This window comes from Mesorhizobium sp. P2_F5 (genome assembly GCF_056403715.1).
Window position 1 is genome coordinate 121558 of sequence record NZ_JBFUEY010000013.1, and the last position, 16820, is coordinate 138377.

Consider the following 16820-nt stretch of genomic DNA (forward strand, 5'->3'; position numbering starts at 1 on the left):
GCCACAAGCCCAACGATCTTGGCCGTTCGTACTTCTTGCCGCCGCCAATGTACAGGGCAACGGCAAACTGAGGCAGAAACCGCACGGGTCGCATAGAAAGAAAGCTACTTCGATTGACCAATATTCAGCCTGTCACCAACGATATGATCCTGAGGATGTTGCACATCGTGCTCATCGAAATTCGCGCCACCGATCAACTGGAGAAGGCCCGCAGGCTTGCAGATGCGTTTCACAACGCTCCGAGCATGATTGCATCCGGCCATGACCCGCAAGATACCTGGGCAAGCATCTTGTCGACTGCACGTAGGCTGGAGATGGAGCCATATGTCATCTCGCTGTTGGGCCGATCGCGTCAAGTTTCAAACTGAGATGCTCCCGGCGAGTGCCTTGCCGCAATTGACTCCTGACGCAAACCGCGTAAAAGCCGGCATCGAACGGGATCATTTTCGATGCGCGGCCTTTTGATGGCTCTTCTTGCCTTCGACTTCCCCGGCCACAATCATCTGGCCGGACGCGTCGGCGCGTCTTACCGTTCCAGCAAAACCATGGCCAAAACCACCACCAAAACGGTGTGATTCCCTTGGCCTAACCACCCTCTCCCGGGTCCGGCCCGGGGGACGAAACCCGCATTGGCCGGCGGGTTTTCTCCAAAAACCAAGCGGAGAGGGACAGGAGATCTTTATGAGTTTCAAGGTTGCGGTAGTCGGTGCCACGGGCAATGTGGGCCGCGAAATGCTCAACATACTGGAAGAGCGCGGTTTTCCGGTAAGTGAAGTCGTGGCGCTGGCCTCGCGGCGCAGCCAGGGCACAGAAGTGTCGTTCGGCGATCGTACGCTGAAGGTCAAGACGCTCGACCAGTATGATTTTTCCGACACCGACATCTGCATCATGTCGGCCGGCGGCAATGTCTCCAAGGAGTGGTCGCCGAAGATCGGCAAGCAGGGCTGCGTGGTCATCGATAATTCGTCGGCCTTCCGCTACGACCAGGACGTGCCGCTGATCGTGCCGGAAGTGAACCCGGACGCGATCTCGCTGTTTACGCGCAAGAACATCATCGCCAACCCGAACTGCTCGACGGCACAGCTGGTCGTGGCGCTGAAGCCGCTGCATGATTTCGCCACCATCAAGCGCGTCGTCGTCGCCACCTACCAGTCGGTGTCGGGCGCCGGCAAGGAAGGCATGGACGAGCTCTTTACCCAGACCCGCGCGGTCTTCGTCGCCGACCAGGTCGACGTCAAGAAGTTCACCAAGCGCATTGCCTTCAACGTCATTCCGCATATCGACGTCTTCCTCGACGACGGTTTCACCAAGGAAGAGTGGAAGATGGTCGCCGAGACCAAGAAGATGCTCGACCCCAAGATCAAGCTGACGGCGACCTGCGTGCGCGTGCCGGTGTTCATCGGCCATTCGGAAGCCGTCAACATCGAGTTCGAAAAGCCGATCACCGCCGACGAGGCGCGTGACATCCTGCGCGAAGCGCCGGGCTGCCAGGTCTTGGATAAGCGCGAGGACGGCGGCTACATCACGCCGCTGGAATCGGCCGGCGAAGACGCCACCTTCATCTCGCGCATCCGCGAGGATTCGACCATCGACAACGGTCTGTCGATGTGGATCGTCTCCGACAATCTGCGCAAGGGCGCGGCGCTCAACGCGGTGCAGATCGCCGAGCTTTTGGTCGAGCGCGGTCTGATCCAGCCGAAGAAGAAGGCGGCGTAGGTTTATCGCTCCCGGGCCGTATCGCCGCTGCCGCGGCGGGCCCTCCGCGGGGGCGCCGGACGACCGGCGGCCCGCGGTCGCGGGCTCGGCCTTCGGCCGGGCCGCCTCCACCTTCTCCCCTTGTGGGAGAAGGTGGATCGGCGCGCAGCGCCGAGACGGTTGAGGGGTGTTCCAGCGGAGTGAGACGTTGGTGGTGTCTTCATGACTTGCAGTCAGCCTGTGGATATCGCGCTGCGCCCTGCCACCGCTTCTGACGCCGCCGCCATCGCCAGGCTCATGCGGGCAGCGCTTGGCTCGTTCGACTGGATGCCGGTCGTCCACACGCCGGCCGAGGACTTCGCCTTTATCCGCGACTTTGTGTTGCCCCGGCAGCAGGTGACGGTCGCCGAGGTCGGCGCCGACATCGTCGGCTTCATCGCCGTCAGCAGCGATTGGGTGGAACAGCTCTACCTCGATCCGGTCTGGACGGGACAAGGCATCGGCAGCCGGCTGCTGATGCAAACGACTGCCGCGCTGCCGGTGGTGAAACTGCATTGCTTCCAGGCCAACACCGGCGCCCGGCGCTTCTATGAGCGCCATGGATTCCGTGCCGAGTCGTTCGGCGATGGCGCCACCAATGAGGAGGGCCTGCCGGACATTCTGTATGTCCGCCGAATGTGAAACTCAGCCGGCACTGTCCCTGGCCAACTGGCGCAACAGTTCCATCGCGTCCTCGGCCCGCTCAGCAGGCACAAACAGATGGTCGTGATAGAAAGCCGAGACCGGATTGACGCCCATGCCGGCGGCGGCCAACCGGGTCATGATGGCGGCGAGGAAGCCGACGGCTTCCAGCGACGAATGGATGTTCAGCGTTATCATGCGGCAGCGGAACGAAGCGGCCAGCCCGGCTGCACTTGCCGCGTCCTCGGTCACGATCAATGTCAGACCCTCGCGCTCGCGAAAGACCATGACGGGATCGAGTCCTTCCGGCTGGGTGGTTCCAGGCGTGAGCGTCGCGAAGACATAGATGTCCGGCAGCAAGTCCGGCGACATCGTCGCCAGCAGTTTTTTCAGATCGGTCTCGCCGTTCATTGCTTTCCTCGCTGGATGGTAAAAAGAAGGGTCCTTCAATATCCGCGGCCGGTCGATACCGATAGCCGGGACAGCCGCGCAGACGACATAGCAATGTCGCTGGCGGCTGAGCCAGCCGGGGCTGCCGCATCGCACAATCGGCGAGCTGAGACCCGTGCGGTCCGTGAAAGGCCTTTCGATGATCGTTCGCCCGCGCCCGACATTCCTGCAGCTCTTCTTCATCATGCGCGGTTCTGTGGTGCCCCGCATCCTGCCGCAGATTCTCGGCTTCGCGTTTTATTCCGCGGTCATCCTTGTGGTGGCGCGCGAGTTTCATCTCGATCTCGGCGTCTTCAACATCACGCCTTTCGGTCTGGTGGGCGTGACCTTGTCGATCTACCTCTCGTTCCGCAACAACGCCGCCTATGACCGCTGGTGGGAGGCGCGCAAGCTGTGGGGCGGGCTGGTGTTCGAAATCCGCAACCTGGCGCGCGCCACGACCAGCCTGGTCGCGGAGCGGGGCGAGCAGCGCGCCTTGCTGATGGAGGCGCTTGCCTTCTGTCATTTCCTGCGTGGGCAATTGCGCAAGATCGATAGCACCAAGGATGCCCACGCCTTCATCGAAGCCGAGGCGGACACAGTTGCCACCTTCTCCAACCCTGCGGACGAGATGGTCCGGCGCATGGGCCGGCGCGCCAATGCACAGCGCCTTGCCGGCGAGGTCGATCCGATCGGCTTTCGTATTCTCGATGAAAGGCTGGCATCGATCACCGCCATCCAGGCCGGTTGCGAACGGATCGCCGGCACGCCGTTGCCCTTTGCCTATACGCTGCTGGTGCACCGCACCGCCTACATAGTCTGCCTGCTCCTGCCCATCGGTCTGATATCGACCACCGGTTGGGCGACGCCGCTGTTCACGGCGCTGATCGCCTACACCTTCTTCGGCCTCGACGCGCTGTCGGAAGAGCTTGAGGATCCGTTCGGCACCGAGGCCAACGATCTCGCGCTCGACGGCCTCTGCCGCGTCTGCGAGATCTCGGTATTTGAGGCACTGGGTGAGACGCCGCCGAAAATGATTCCGGCCGAGAAGTTTTACTTTTCGTAGGCCTCGACACACGAGTGGCCGACGCCACGTGGGTCAAAAAGAATCCGACCTTGTAGGATCGCCGCCTCATGCCGCGTCCTTGGTTCGAAGCTGGCAAACGGCTCCAACCACCAAGGAGGGAACACTATGAGTATTTCTCAAACCACGCCTGTCTCGTCGGGCGCCCTGTGGACCGGCCGCGTGCTCAGCGGTCTCATCATCCTGTTCATGATCTTCGACGGCGTCATCAAGCTGCCGCCGCTCGACGTCGTCACCCAGACCATGGTGCCGCTCGGCTGGCCGGCCGACGTCAATGTCGCGCGCCTGCTCGGCATCATCGGGCTGATCTCGACGGCGCTCTATGCGCTGCCGCGCACTTCGGTGCTCGGCGCCATTCTGCTCACCGGCTATCTCGGCGGGGCCATCGCCACCAATGTTCGTGTCGGCAGTCCGCTGTTTTCGCACACGCTGTTCGGCGTCTATCTCGGCATCATCCTGTGGGGCGGCCTGTATCTGCGCGATCCACGGGTGCGCGCCCTGATCCCGTTCAGCCGCTAGGCTCGAAGGAGAAAGATATGCTCAGCACGATCCTCATCATCCTGGTCGTCATCATCGCCGCCGTCCTCATCTATGCCGCGACACGGCCGAATGATTTCGTCACCGCCCGCACGGCCAGCATCAAGGCCGCGCCGGAAGCGATCTTTCCGCTGATCAATGATTTCAAACACTGGCCCGAATGGTCGCCCTACGAAAAGCTCGACCCGCAGATGAAGCGCACGCTGTCCGGCGCCGAAAGCGGCAAGGGCGCGGCCTATGCCTGGCAAGGCAATGCCAAGGCCGGCAAGGGGCGTATGGAGATTGTCAACTCCGTGCCGTCCTCGCTGGTATCGCTGAAGCTCGACTTCGAAAAGCCGTTCCGGGCCAACAACAGCGTCGACTTCACCCTGAAGCCGTCCGGCGACACCACCGCTGTTACCTGGGCGATGCGCGACAGCCGGCCCTTCATTGCCAAGCTGATGGGCCTGTTCATGAATTTCGACACGCTGATCGGCAAGGATTTCGAGGCGGGCCTCGCCAATCTGAAAAAGGCGACCGAACGGTAAAAACGCCAGGAATTTCAACAGGCTCTGCGGCGATCGAAACGAATGTGACCGGCGCGGACACCGAGATCTCTCACGTCTCTGGGATCAAATTAGCCGTCCGAGAGTTAAAAACCATGGCGGCGAGGACGGCGATCCATGTGAGAGAGGAACGACAATGAAAAAAGCGATTATCATTCTGGTGCTGGCGACCGCGCTCGGCGCGTGCTCGCAAACCGAAAAGGGTGCCGCGGTCGGCGGCCTCGGTGGCGCGGCGGTTGGCGCAGCGGTGGCAAATGATCCGGTTCAGGGCGCCGTCGTCGGCGGTGCCGTCGGCGCCGTAGCCGGCGCACTGATCGGCCATGCCAGCGAAAGCGGCCAGTGCCGTTATCGCGACCGTTATGGGCGCACCTACATCGACCGTTGCCCGCAAGGCTACTGAGCGGAGGCTGATCCAAAAAGCAAAACGGCGGGCACAGGCCCGCCGTTTTGTCGATGCGATGAAGCGAATGCTTATTCGGCGTTGGCGGCTTCCGCTTCGGCCGGGGCAGCGGCGGCAACGGCCGCAGCGGCGGCGGCGTCTTCCTGCGCTTTCTTCAGCAGAGAGGCGCGTTCCTGCGCCTTCTTGCCCGGCTCGGCCTTCTTCGGGTTGGAGCGGGCTTCGCGCTTGAGGAGGCCGGCTTCGTCGAGGAAGCGCAGCACGCGGTCGGTCGGCTGGGCGCCGTGCGACAGCCAATGCTTGACGCGATCGGCGTCGACCTTGACGCGCTCGCCGTCCTTGGGCAGCAGCGGGTTCCACGAGCCGATCGACTCGATGAACCGGCCGTCGCGCGGCGAACGGGCGTCGGCGATGACGACGTGGTAGTAAGGACGCTTCTTCGAGCCCGCACGGGCCAGTCTGATCTTCAGTGCCATTTCATTTCTCCTAAAAGCTCTGATTTCAATGATAGGGTATGGCTTTTGTCTTGTGCAGGTCGTTATCCCAAAACCGCTGCGCACTTTTGGGCGACATGCACTTACTTAGCCGGCTTTGCTTGCGCCGTTGGACGCGGCGATCTGCTCGTGATGGCGGATCACTTCGCGGACGACGAAGTTGAGGAATTTTTCCGCGAAATCGGGGTCGAGATGGGCATCCTTCGCCAGCTGGCGAAGGCGGGTAATCTGCTGCTGCTCGCGCGCCGGGTCGGCCGGCGGCAAGCCATGCTCGGCCTTCAGCACGCCGACCGCCTTGGTGCAGCGGAAGCGCTCGGCCAGCATGTGGATGAGGGCGGCGTCGATGTTGTCGATCGAGGCGCGGTAGCCGGCCAGGATGGTGCGGGCGTCGGCCATGTCCTTCTCTTCGTTCATAGCGTCCTCACTTCTTCTTGCCCAAACCGGGCAGTCCGCCGCCGCCACCCAGGCCGGGAAGCCCCGGAAGTTTCATGCCGCCAGGCAGACCGGGCAAGCCGCCGGGAAGACCACCGGGCAGGCCCTTCATGCCGCCGAGGCCGGCGGCCTGCGCCTGCTTCTGCAAGGCTTCGAGCTGCTTGGGATCCATCTTCGAGAGGTCCGGCATGCCGCCCCCCATGCCTCCAGGCATCATGCCGCCGAGACCCATCTTGGAGGCAAGGCCGCCCATCATGCCGCGCATGAGGCCGCCGCCTTTGCCCTTGCCGCCCATCGCCTTCATCATGTCGGCCATGCCGCGATGCATCTTCAGGAGCTTGTTGATTTCGGCCGCGTCGGTGCCGGAGCCGGCGGCGATGCGCTTCTTGCGCGAATGCTTGAGCATGTCCGGATTGGCGCGCTCGGCCTTGGTCATCGACGAGATAATGGCGAGCTGGCGGCCGAACATCTTGTCGTCGAGGCCGGCGGCGGCCATCTGGTCCTTCATCTTGCCCATGCCGGGCATCATGCCCATGATGCCGCCCATGCCGCCCATTTTCGACATCTGCTGAAGCTGGCCGGCAAGGTCGTTCAAATCGAACTTGCCCGACTGCATCTTCTTGGCCATCGCCGCCGCTTGCTCGGCGTCGATGTTTTCGGCGGCCTTTTCGACCAGCGAGACGATGTCGCCCATGCCGAGGATGCGGTCGGCAATGCGCTTGGGGTGGAATTCCTCCAGCCCGTCCATCTTTTCGCCGGTGCCGATCAGCTTGATCGGCTTGCCGGTGACAGCGCGCATCGAAAGCGCTGCGCCGCCACGGCCGTCGCCGTCCATGCGGGTCAGCACCAGGCCGGTGATGCCGACACGCTCGTCGAAGCTTTTCGCCAGATTGACGGCGTCCTGGCCGGTCAGCGAATCCGCGACCAGCAGGATCTCGTGCGGGCTCGACACCTTCTTGATGTCGGCCATCTCGACCATCAGCGGCTCGTCGATATGGGTGCGGCCGGCAGTGTCGAGGATGACGACGTCGTGGCCGCCGAGCTTGGCCGCCTGGACGGCACGTTTTGCGATGTCGACCGGGTTCTGGCCGGCGATGACCGGCAGCGTCGCCACCTTGACCTGCTCGCCGAGCTGGCGAAGCTGCTCTTGTGCTGCGGGCCTCCGCGTGTCGAGCGAGGCCATCAGGACCTTCTTGTTCTGGCGCTCGGTCAACCGCTTGGCGATCTTGGCCGAGGTCGTCGTCTTGCCGGAGCCCTGCAGGCCGACCATCATGATGACGACCGGGGCCGGCGCATTGAGGTCGATGGCGACGCCTTCGACGCCCAGCATCTCGACCAGCTCGTCATGGACGATCTTGACGACCATCTGTCCGGGCTTGATCGACTTGACGACGGCAGCACCGACGGCCTTCTCGCGCACCTTGTCGGTGAAGGAGCGCACGACTTCCAGCGCCACGTCCGCCTCGAGCAGCGCACGGCGCACCTCGCGAAGTGCCGCCGAGACATCCGCCTCCGACAGCGCGCCGCGGCCGGTCAGGCCGTTCAGGATGGAGCCAAGGCGCTCCTGCAGCGATTCAAACATCTAGCGTCCTTCAATCTCGGTTCGGGTTCGATCCGAGAGGTAATGCGTTCGCGCCAAGTGTCCAAACAAAAGAGCTTGTCCAAACAAAGCCCGGGCAAGCGCAAAGCCAAAAAGCACCCGGGGGCGCTCAGCGCTGCCGGGTGTTGGCCTCCAGGATCTGTTTAAAGCACCCACCTCAAAGAGGTTTTGGCGTCCTGGTCGGCTTGCTCGGAGGGATACTCGTCGCGGAATTGCGGGCTGTAGACAGGAAATCGGCCGAAGAGTCAAGACAAGGGCCGCTTGCCGGCCTTTGCGCCGATCCCAGTTCAGTTCGCCCTGGCTGCATCCCGAAGGTCGGCCGTAACCTTCAGCGGCGAGCGCGGGTGCAGGAGCAGCAGGACCGTCAGCAAGGTGCAGACGATGCCGATGGCGGCGATGATGACCGCATCCGCCGTCGTCCAGTCGGGGCCTTCCAGCGGCTTGGCGTTGAACAGGGCGAAGGAATTGTAGTTCTCCTGATGCGAGATCAGCAGGAAGCCGGTGAGATTGTTGCCGAGATGGGCGCCGAAGCCAGCGCCGAGATTGCCGGTGACATAGACCACCAGCGTCAACAGCAGAGCGAAGGCGGCGATCGAGGCCAGCACGCAGGCGTTGATGGCGAGGCTCGAAGCGGGACTCCAATGCAGGGAGGTGAACAACAAAGCGGGCAGCAGCGCCCAGACGTAAGGGCTCGCGAAGCGCTTGGCGAGGCCGCGCAGCAGATAGCCGCGAAACAGCATCTCCTCCGATGAAGTCTGCAGCAGCGCCAGCGCCACGATCGGGAGCAGGAACAGCAGCCAGGTCGATAGGCTGATCGTGCTGCGCGCAATCTCGGGCTGCAGGCAATAAAGCAGGACCTCCGAAAGCGCCGATGTGATCAGCACCGCGATCAGGCCCTTGAAGAAGCCCGGCCAGGAGACGCGGCGGCTGGCGCCAAAAAGCGCGGTGAGCGGCTCGCCATGGACGAAACGCATGGCAAGCCACAGGCCGAGCCAGATGCCGGCGAACGAGGTGAGCGCGGTAAGTATCCCGATCGGCGAGGCCAGAAAGCCCTGTAGCGGCCCGCCCGGGTCGCCCGGCAATAGATGCCAGATGATGGCGAGATAGGTGCCGCCAAGCACCACCATCAAAGTGATTGCCACCCAGAACAGGACGACGATCGCCGTTCCGACTATCAGGCGCGGCAGGTTCGTCTTTTCGGTGGCCGTGTTGCGATAGCGCTCGAAGGCGGTTGGATCTGATATCACGCGAATTCCTCTGCCGAACGCATCGGGTCGCATGATCTAGGAGATCGGCGGCTTCCGCGCAATTGCTCCTCACCCTAGCGAAATCCTGCGCGAAGAGTATCTCGCGCCGCTTGGGCTGAAGCCGTACACACTTCAGGTCAGGCCGAGCTGAGAATGAGAGCGGAGCGTACTCTTCGTACGTGAACACCGGCAGCGCAGGACGCTGCTATTCGCAGGCCGGCCCACCTGAATATCAATACACCCAACTAGCGCCTGCAGGTCTGTGGCGTCGAGCCCCTCTTCATCACCAGCGCCTCGCGCCCGTCGATCACGATTGCGTCATGCGACGCCGCTTCCTGGTAGCGGCTGGACTGGTTGGCGGGTGATGCCGCAAACTCCTCGGTCGTGCCATCTGGCCTCACCACGCGCAGCGCCGTGCCGAGGTTCTGGATGGTGATCATGCCGCCATTGCCGCATCTGTAAGTCGCCGTGCCGACAGCAGACCGCGGCGCGGTAAGGTCGGTGACAATCTTGGCTGGAGGTGCGGCAGGCGCTGCCGGAGCCGTGGCGGGAGCCGAGGGCGCCACGGGCGCGGTGGACTGCCGAGCCGGAGCGGGCGCGACAGTGGGTGATACGGTATTCACCGCCTTGGGCGCGGTGGTCTGCGGCACGCAGGCTGCGGCAGCCAGCAAGGGGATCGACAAAAGCGTCACCCGAAACGTCCGGCGTAACGCCATATGGTCTCCTCCTGCGCGGCAAACTAGCCACGACGTTCAGCCAAGATCAAGCTCACCCGGCGTCAGTGCAGTTGCGTGCGTCGCTGGCCGATGGTGCGGGCAAGCATGGCCGAAAGATGACGTCGGGGTTTTCCATCCCGTCGGATATTAACCATGTTTGACGAGAGATCGCCGCTGGATGCACCTACCCTCTTAACAAAGGTTAATAAAAGGTTAATTTCCGATTCGAACGGGTCCAGAGCAGAGAGGACACCATGCTTTCGAATTCAGGAAGAGCACGCCTTGCGGCGCTTGTGCTGGCGGCAGCCAGTCTCGGCTTCGCCGCTCCGGCAATGGCCTGGTCGCGCCATCATGACCGCGTCTATGCCGATTCCTTCGGCAATCTCGTCATCGACAGCGCCGCCGGCTACAAGCGCATCATCGTCGGCAAAGGCAGGTTGGCGAAGAAATTGTCCGACTACACCAGCGCCGGCCAGCCGGAAGCAGAACCGGAAGTCCTTTATGAAGATGAGGCGGATCACGTCTCCAGACGTGGCTGCTATCAGCCGCCGGTATTCGTGAAGGGCCGCTCCTATATGTACGGCCTCTCCGACGGCGAAATGCCCAACCTCAGCCCTTGCCGCTAGACCAGTTGGTATGGCCGGCCTTTGTCGCCGGCTGCCGCACGACGGTTAGCCCGGTCGAGACGCGGACGCAGTTGCGGCCTGATCCCTTGGCCAGATAGAGCGCGTCGTCGGCGCGCCGCAAAAGGTCGGAGAAATATTCCCCCGGATGAAGCTCGGCGACGCCGAAGCTGGCGCTGCAGCGGTGGTCCGCCGGCAGGCCCTCGATCGGCAAGGCGCCAAAGGCGCTGCGCGTGCCCTCGGCGAACAGCCTTGCAGCGGCAAGGTTGGTGCCCGGCAGGATGATGGCGAATTCCTCGCCGCCGATGCGGCCGGCGACATGATGGTCGGCAGCGGCATCGCGCAGGAAAGCCGCGAAGATCTCGATGACGCGGTCGCCGGAGGCATGGCCGAAACTGTCGTTGATGCCCTTGAAATGATCGAGATCGGCAATGACCAGCGCCACCGGAACACCCTGGCGCGTGGCGTCGCGCAGCGCCAGCTTGGCATGGCGCTCGAAGCCGCCGCGGTTGAGCAGCTGTGAGAGCATGTCGGTTTCCGACCTTGACGTCGCCTCGGCCAGCACATCGCTAACCAGCACGGCCAGTATCAAAAGCGCCAGCGCCAGCGCGAAGACGGTGCCCAGCGACTGCGACACCAGGGCGTAGCTGCTCTGCAGATAGGACTGCGGATTGGCGCCCCACCCACCCAGAGCGCCGGCAATGAACGGCTTTGAGGCGAACTGCACCGCACTGGCGGCCAGAACCGCCATCAGAATGGTGTCCAGCCACCCACGTCTTTGCCTGGACGACCAGACGATGGCCAGGCCGACAAATTGCATGGCGGCATAGGGAAGCTGGTAGGCCATCATGCGCACAAGCGATTGCCGCGGCAGGTCCTGCACGAAATAGACGGCGACAGTGGCGAAACCCAGAAAGAACAGCATCGGCGCCCAGGGCGGCGTCACGCCGTATTTGCGGGCGAGCCCGCCATTGAAGGCGATGGTGGCGGCGAGGAAAACAGCAAAGGCGGCGACAACCGGGGGCCGCGCATTGGCGAAGGCCGGGATGCTGAACTCGATGACGCAATAGACTATGCCCAGGACATAGCCGAACGCCAGCCAGCGCGCCGCCGCACGCCCGACGCCGTGAACGGCGATCGTCATGAAGGCCGCGGCCAGCAAGCCGGCGACGCACATGTTGATGACCAGAATGACGTCTGCGCTGCTCATGGCCCCTTTCGCGCTCTGGCCAGCAGCAAATCACCGACGGGCGAAAAAGACGTTAACGCGGCACCTTAGCTGGCGCTGCCGGTGTCAGGAATGAACACCGTTTCGGCCCGCTCATAGGACAGCCGCACGCTGTCGCGGCCGTTCTTCTTGGCCTTGTAGAGCGCCTCGTCGGCGCGTCGCATCAACGGCTCCAGCCCTTCGTCGCCGGTGCGCGCCGCGACGCCAAAGCTCGCGGTCACCCTGGTGCCCGGCGGCAACCCGTCGACGCTGCCGGCCGAATAGTGCGTGCGCACGGCTTCGGCAAACAACCGCGCCGTGGCAAGGTCGCTCAGCGACAAAAGCACGGCGAACTCCTCGCCGCCGATGCGGCCGGCAACCGCGTGTGTGCCGGCGGCCGCGCGAAGCTTGGCGGCGAAGTCGGCGATCACCTGGTCGCCCGCGGCATGTCCGTATTTGTCGTTGAGCGCCTTGAAGTGATCGAGATCGGCCAACACCAGCGCGACCGGCACTTTGGCCGCGGCGCAGTGTTGCAGCACCAGCAAGGCGCGCTCCTCAAAACCCCTGCGGTTGAGCAGGCCGGACAGCGGGTCGGTATGCGTCTCGGTCTTCAGCGCCTTCATCACGTCGAGGGCGGCGGCCGAGAACAGGCTGAGCGCGATCAGCAACGACAGCAGCGCGTGCGTCAGCAGCGCCGTTGTCCAGTAGGACGAGCCGTAGAACCCGTCATAGCTGGTGAAAGGTCCGTGCGAAATGACGACGAGCAGCGTGCGGCCGATGAAGTTCAGCCCGGACAGCAGCGACAGCACGAACAGGATCTTTTCGGTCGGGCCGTTGCCGCGCACGGCGCGCAACTCGGCGGCGACCAGCAGGCTGAGGCCGCCAAAGCCGAAATTGATGGCGAGGATGCGCCAGGTGAGGTCTGGCTGGACGAACAGGTACCAGCAGAACGCGGCCAGCCCGCCGCCGGCCAGAATGCCGATGGCGATATAGGGCACTCGCCTGCCGTAGCGCGAGATGATCGCACCGACGAGACAGCAGGCGGCGAAGGTGAAACAGAGGTTGGAGACGAGCTTGGTCAGCACCATGCCGACGGGCAGGGTAAAATACTGCAGCAGGAAGCCGGGCGCGGACATGCCATAACTAGCGCCAAGCACCGCCAGATAGGGCCGGTGACGCTGATAGAACCACAGCACGAGGAACGCCGCGCCGAGCGCCAGCGCGATCGTCGGATTGAGCAGCGCTATGAACAGACCGGTGTCCAAAGGACGGTGACTTCCCCGCTTGACGTCAGGGAAGACCATAGAGCCCAAGCCCCAACAAGCGGTTAAGCCAGAGCGAATATGCGGGCAGAGCCGATGAAAAAAGGCCCCGGACGGCGATGCGATCCGGGGCCTGGTATGAACTATGAGTCGCGTGCCGGAAAACTATTTCCAGTCGCGGATGTCGACGAAATGGCCGGCGATCGCCGCCGCTGCCGCCATGGCCGGCGACACCAGATGGGTACGACCCTTGAAGCCTTGCCGGCCCTCGAAATTGCGGTTCGAGGTCGAGGCGCAGCGCTCATGCGGCTTCAGCCGGTCGTCGTTCATCGCGAGACACATCGAGCAGCCCGGCTCGCGCCAGTCGAAACCGGCGGCGATGAAGATCTTGTCGAGACCCTCGGCTTCCGCCTGTTCCTTGACCAGGCCGGAGCCCGGCACGATCATCGCATCGACATGCGCACTCACGGTCTTGCCTTCGACGACCTTGGCGACGGCGCGCAGATCCTCGATGCGGCCATTGGTGCAGGAGCCGATGAAGACGCGGTCGAGCGAAATGTCGGTGATCTTGGTGCCCGGTGTCAGCCCCATATAGTCGAGCGCGCGGATCTTCGAGGTGCGCTTGTTCTCGTCCGTGATCTCTTCCGGATTGGGAACGACGCCCTGCACCGAAACCACGTCCTCGGGCGACGAGCCCCAGGAGACGATCGGCGGCAGCTTGGCCGCGTCGAGCACGATCACCTTGTCGAAATGCGCGCCTTCGTCGGACTGCAGCGTCTTCCAGTATTCGAGCGCTGCATCCCAGGCAGCGCCCTTCGGTGCCCGCGGCTTGTCCTTGACATAGGCGAAGGTCGTTTCGTCGGCGGCGATCAGGCCGGCGCGCGCGCCGCCCTCGATCGACATGTTGCAGATCGTCATGCGGCCTTCCATCGACAGCGCACGGATCGCCTCGCCGGCATATTCGATGACATAGCCGGTGCCGCCGGCGGTGCCGATCTCGCCGATGATGGCGAGGATGATGTCCTTGGCGGTGACGCCTTCCGGCAACTGGCCGTCGACGCGCACCAGCATGTTCTTGGCCTTGCGCTGGATCAGCGTTTGCGTCGCCAGCACATGTTCGACTTCCGATGTGCCGATGCCGTGCGCCAGCGCGCCGAAGGCGCCGTGCGTGGAGGTGTGGCTATCGCCGCAAACGATGGTCATGCCCGGCAGCGTAAAGCCCTGCTCCGGCCCGATGATGTGGACGATGCCCTGGCGGATATCGTTTTCGGAATAGTACTCGACACCGAAATCCTTGGCGTTCTTGGCCAGCGCCTCGACCTGGATGCGGCTTTCCTCGTTCTTGATGCCGAACTTGCGCTCGGGTGAGGTCGAGACATTGTGATCGACGACGGCCAGCGTCTTTTCCGGATGCCGGACTTTGCGGCCGCTCATGCGCAGGCCTTCGAAGGCCTGCGGGCTGGTCACTTCATGGACGAGGTGGCGGTCGATGTAGAGCAGGCAGGTGCCGTCGTCCTGGCGGTCGACGACATGGTCGTCGAATATCTTGTCGTAGAGGGTGCGCGGTGCGCTCATGTGCGTAAATCCGTCGATTTGAAAAGGGGAAGGGCAGACGCGCCGGAGGCCTTCGGCCCGGCGAAAGCGGCCTAGCTAAGTCGGCTGGTAAGCGCGCCCGAAACGCGCGCGGAGAAGCGCGACGGCAGGCGTTTTCTGTCCTGCAGCACGAAACCCTTGTAGGCCGGATCGCCAAAAAGCTCTTCCATGGCGTGGCTCATACCAATGTTTTGGCTTTTCGGCAATTGGCGCGTGGCTGGGCAGAACTGGGTTCCTCGCCCTCACTACTTTACCTTCGGGGGGAGGAACGGCACCAAGGTCGGCGAACTCGCGCCTTTCCTCTCCCCCGTCGATCGGGGGAGAGGTGTCGAGCAAAGCCCGACGGAGTGGGGGTCGATCTTTCATCGGAGCAATGCTTCCGCCTGATTCCCGCATGCCTGAGTCTTGCTCGCCTGGTTGTGCCTGTCTTGCGGCGGCGCGTATCGCGAACGCCTTCCCCCACTCCGTCGCTGCTTCGCAGCGCCACCTCTCCCCCCTCCGGAGGGAGAGGAAGGGCGCCAAGGTCGGCGAACTCGCCGATCACACCACCTCAAACACAAACGTCTTCACCAGCGCGTCCGGCTCGGCGATGGCGTAGCAGCGGAACCATGGGCTTTGCTCGACCGGCCGCCATTTCCCCGCCCGCTCCAGTTCGTCGAACACCGCTTGGAAGTCTCCGCTTTCGAACACCTGGTCGCGCACGGTGAAGATGGCGTGGCCGCCTTTTCTGGTGATGCGGACAAGCTCGTGCAGGCCGGATGCCGGCGCATGGCTGATGGTGAACACGCCGGTCGAGAAGAAGGCGCGGAAATGCCCGTCGGGCCACGGCAGCGGGCCGCCGAGCATGGCCTGTTTCAAATCGCTATAGGCATTGCGGCTGCGGGCGATCTTGAGCATGTCGTCCGAGAGGTCGAGGCCGGCAATGTCGCGATAGCCCAGCGCCTTGAGTGAAGGGCCCGACAGGCCGGTGCCGCAGCCGGCGTCGAGCAGCGGGCCTTCGCCCGCCGGCATATGGCGCGCCACCCAGGCGGTGATCAGGAACGGCAGCAAATAACCGAGCGAAGCGGTCTCGCTGTCATAGGTCGCCGCCCAGTCGGCATAGGCCTTGGCCAGTCCTTCGGGCGAGTCGGCCGAGTAGACGGAGTCCAGCGCCGCATTGGCCTTGTCGACATTCATCGTTTGCATCCTCCCGGCACGATCCGGTCTCGATCGTAGCCGTGTCCGCGCCGGACTTCTATTCCTCCTGCGCCCGCCGCAGTCGCTGCTCCAGCGCCCGCAGCGCCAGCGACAGGCCGACGGTGAGGATGAGGTAGATATAGGCGACGATCGAGTAGGTCTCGAAGAAGCGGAACGAACCGGCGGCGTAGATCTTGCCCATCTGGGTGATGTCGGCGACGCCGAGCACCGAGACCAGCGAGGAATCCTTGACCATGGCGACGAAGTCATTGCCGAGCGGCGGCAATATGGTGCGGATCGCCTGCGGAAACACGATCAGCCGGAAGCGCTGCGTGCGCGTTAGCCCGAGCGCCTTGGCCGCCTCGATCTGGCCCTTCGCGACCGACTGGATGCCGGCGCGAAAGACTTCGGAGATGAAGGCGGAATAGCCGATGGTCAGCGCCATGACGGCGCGCCACAGCAGCGAGACGTCACGCACCAAAAGCTCGCCCATCAGGCCGGCGTTTTGCAGCGGCGCGGTCAGCGCGTTCCAGGCTGCCACAAAGGCTGGCGCGCCGGCAAAGGCGATCCAGAACAACAGCACCAGGATCGGCACACCGCGGATGATCTCGACATAGAAGCGGGCGATCTGCCTGAGCCAGCGCGACCCCGACAGCCCCATCAGCGCAATGCCGAGGCCGATGGCTGAGGCGAGAGCGAAGGCGACCACGGTGACAAAAATGGTGATGCCGATGCCTTTGGCAACAGTGGCGAAAACCTGGGCGTAGAGATCGCTGGCGGCAATATAGAGCGCGGCCACGACGGCGAGAGCAATCGCAGCGGCCAGCCACCAGGGGAAGTCGGATTTTGGGGTAGCGGCGGGGGGCGTGGCCATCAGGGGAGGCCAGGAAAGCAGGCATCGGCAAGGGGAGGCGCCAAGGCGCCCCCCTCTGTCCTGCCGGACATCTCCCCCTCAAGGGCAGGGGAATCGCAGATAAGTTGATTGGCTATTGCCAAGCAGCAAAAGAAGGATTCTTGAGAGGCTTTCTCGAAGCAGAGGAGGCCGCAGTGCCGTTGGTTTTGTCGATCCTGCGAGAAGTACGCGATCCGCGCGACATCAATG

At 63.5% G+C, this 16820-nt stretch carries 20 protein-coding genes; 9 read left to right on the forward strand and 11 right to left on the reverse strand.

Going from position 1 to position 16820, the window contains the following annotated elements:
• Positions 1–113 precede the first annotated feature (113 nt).
• The 4 genes from AC1DYO_RS19140 to AC1DYO_RS19155 all read left to right on the forward strand — a co-directional run bounded on the left by AC1DYO_RS19140 (position 114) and on the right by AC1DYO_RS19155 (position 2376).
• On the forward strand, positions 114–368 hold the full coding sequence (locus AC1DYO_RS19140) for a hypothetical protein (RefSeq protein ID WP_477265862.1): 255 nt from the start codon (positions 114–116) through the stop codon (positions 366–368).
• Positions 369–449: 81 nt separating this feature from the next.
• Positions 450–575: a hypothetical protein gene (locus AC1DYO_RS19145; RefSeq protein WP_477265864.1), complete on the forward strand. Its 126-nt coding sequence runs from the start codon at positions 450–452 to the stop codon at positions 573–575.
• Between the two features lie 106 nt (positions 576–681).
• Positions 682–1716 carry an aspartate-semialdehyde dehydrogenase gene (locus tag AC1DYO_RS19150; RefSeq protein WP_477265866.1) on the forward strand — a complete coding sequence of 345 codons (1035 nt, stop codon included), beginning with the start codon at positions 682–684 and terminating at the stop codon, positions 1714–1716.
• A gap of 201 nt (positions 1717–1917) precedes the next feature.
• Positions 1918–2376 carry an N-acetyltransferase family protein gene (locus AC1DYO_RS19155; protein ID WP_477265868.1) on the forward strand — a complete coding sequence of 153 codons (459 nt, stop codon included), beginning with the start codon at positions 1918–1920 and terminating at the stop codon, positions 2374–2376.
• A 3-nt stretch (positions 2377–2379) separates the two neighbouring features.
• On the opposite strand, the gene AC1DYO_RS19160 is transcribed toward AC1DYO_RS19155, so the two are convergent.
• On the reverse strand, positions 2380–2787 hold the full coding sequence (locus AC1DYO_RS19160; RefSeq protein ID WP_477265870.1) for an ACT domain-containing protein: 408 nt from the start codon (positions 2785–2787) through the stop codon (positions 2380–2382).
• A gap of 178 nt (positions 2788–2965) precedes the next feature.
• Here AC1DYO_RS19160 and AC1DYO_RS19165 point away from each other — a divergent pair, with 178 nt between their 5' ends.
• The 4 genes from AC1DYO_RS19165 (at position 2966) to AC1DYO_RS19180 (ending at position 5371) form a co-directional block, all read left to right on the forward strand.
• On the forward strand, positions 2966–3871 hold the full coding sequence (locus tag AC1DYO_RS19165; RefSeq protein ID WP_477265872.1) for a bestrophin family protein: 906 nt from the start codon (positions 2966–2968) through the stop codon (positions 3869–3871).
• Positions 3872–3997: 126 nt separating this feature from the next.
• Positions 3998–4408, forward strand: a complete 411-nt coding sequence (locus AC1DYO_RS19170; RefSeq protein ID WP_477265874.1) for a DoxX family protein — start codon at positions 3998–4000, stop codon at positions 4406–4408.
• Positions 4409–4425: 17 nt separating this feature from the next.
• Positions 4426–4953 carry an SRPBCC family protein gene (locus AC1DYO_RS19175; RefSeq protein ID WP_477265876.1) on the forward strand — a complete coding sequence of 176 codons (528 nt, stop codon included), beginning with the start codon at positions 4426–4428 and terminating at the stop codon, positions 4951–4953.
• 154 nt (positions 4954–5107) lie between these two features.
• Positions 5108–5371 (forward strand): YMGG-like glycine zipper-containing protein, encoded by a 264-nt coding sequence (locus AC1DYO_RS19180; protein WP_477265878.1) that lies wholly within the window; start codon positions 5108–5110, stop codon positions 5369–5371.
• A 71-nt stretch (positions 5372–5442) separates the two neighbouring features.
• On the opposite strand, the gene rpsP is transcribed toward AC1DYO_RS19180, so the two are convergent.
• The 5 genes from rpsP to AC1DYO_RS19205 form a co-directional block, all read right to left on the reverse strand.
• A complete protein-coding gene (rpsP, locus tag AC1DYO_RS19185; RefSeq protein ID WP_477265880.1) occupies positions 5443–5844 on the reverse strand; it encodes a 30S ribosomal protein S16 in 402 nt (133 codons plus the stop codon).
• Positions 5845–5949: 105 nt separating this feature from the next.
• On the reverse strand, positions 5950–6276 hold the full coding sequence (locus AC1DYO_RS19190) for a chorismate mutase (RefSeq protein WP_454575617.1): 327 nt from the start codon (positions 6274–6276) through the stop codon (positions 5950–5952).
• Between the two features lie 7 nt (positions 6277–6283).
• Positions 6284–7876: a signal recognition particle protein gene (gene ffh / locus AC1DYO_RS19195; RefSeq protein ID WP_477265882.1), complete on the reverse strand. Its 1593-nt coding sequence runs from the start codon at positions 7874–7876 to the stop codon at positions 6284–6286.
• Positions 7877–8181: 305 nt separating this feature from the next.
• Positions 8182–9141, reverse strand: coding sequence for a lysostaphin resistance A-like protein (locus AC1DYO_RS19200; protein ID WP_477265884.1), 960 nt, complete (start codon positions 9139–9141; stop codon positions 8182–8184).
• A 245-nt stretch (positions 9142–9386) separates the two neighbouring features.
• On the reverse strand, positions 9387–9857 hold the full coding sequence (locus AC1DYO_RS19205; protein ID WP_477265886.1) for a hypothetical protein: 471 nt from the start codon (positions 9855–9857) through the stop codon (positions 9387–9389).
• Between the two features lie 254 nt (positions 9858–10111).
• Here AC1DYO_RS19205 and AC1DYO_RS19210 point away from each other — a divergent pair, with 254 nt between their 5' ends.
• Positions 10112–10483 carry a hypothetical protein gene (locus AC1DYO_RS19210; protein WP_477265888.1) on the forward strand — a complete coding sequence of 124 codons (372 nt, stop codon included), beginning with the start codon at positions 10112–10114 and terminating at the stop codon, positions 10481–10483.
• On the opposite strand, the gene AC1DYO_RS19215 is transcribed toward AC1DYO_RS19210, so the two are convergent.
• The 5 genes from AC1DYO_RS19215 to AC1DYO_RS19235 form a co-directional block, all read right to left on the reverse strand.
• Positions 10467–11690, reverse strand: coding sequence for a GGDEF domain-containing protein (locus AC1DYO_RS19215; protein ID WP_477265890.1), 1224 nt, complete (start codon positions 11688–11690; stop codon positions 10467–10469). The genes AC1DYO_RS19210 and AC1DYO_RS19215 overlap by 17 nt on opposite strands.
• 65 nt (positions 11691–11755) lie before the next feature.
• Positions 11756–12952 carry a GGDEF domain-containing protein gene (locus AC1DYO_RS19220; RefSeq protein WP_477265892.1) on the reverse strand — a complete coding sequence of 399 codons (1197 nt, stop codon included), beginning with the start codon at positions 12950–12952 and terminating at the stop codon, positions 11756–11758.
• 162 nt (positions 12953–13114) lie between these two features.
• Positions 13115–14524 (reverse strand): 3-isopropylmalate dehydratase large subunit, encoded by a 1410-nt coding sequence (gene leuC / locus AC1DYO_RS19225; RefSeq protein WP_142867175.1) that lies wholly within the window; start codon positions 14522–14524, stop codon positions 13115–13117.
• Between the two features lie 558 nt (positions 14525–15082).
• Positions 15083–15718: a class I SAM-dependent DNA methyltransferase gene (locus tag AC1DYO_RS19230; RefSeq protein ID WP_477265895.1), complete on the reverse strand. Its 636-nt coding sequence runs from the start codon at positions 15716–15718 to the stop codon at positions 15083–15085.
• 58 nt (positions 15719–15776) lie between these two features.
• The gene (locus AC1DYO_RS19235) at positions 15777–16592 is read right to left on the reverse strand and encodes an amino acid ABC transporter permease (protein ID WP_477265897.1); all 816 of its coding nucleotides are present in this window, start codon (positions 16590–16592) and stop codon (positions 15777–15779) included.
• Positions 16593–16820: the final 228 nt, after the last annotated feature.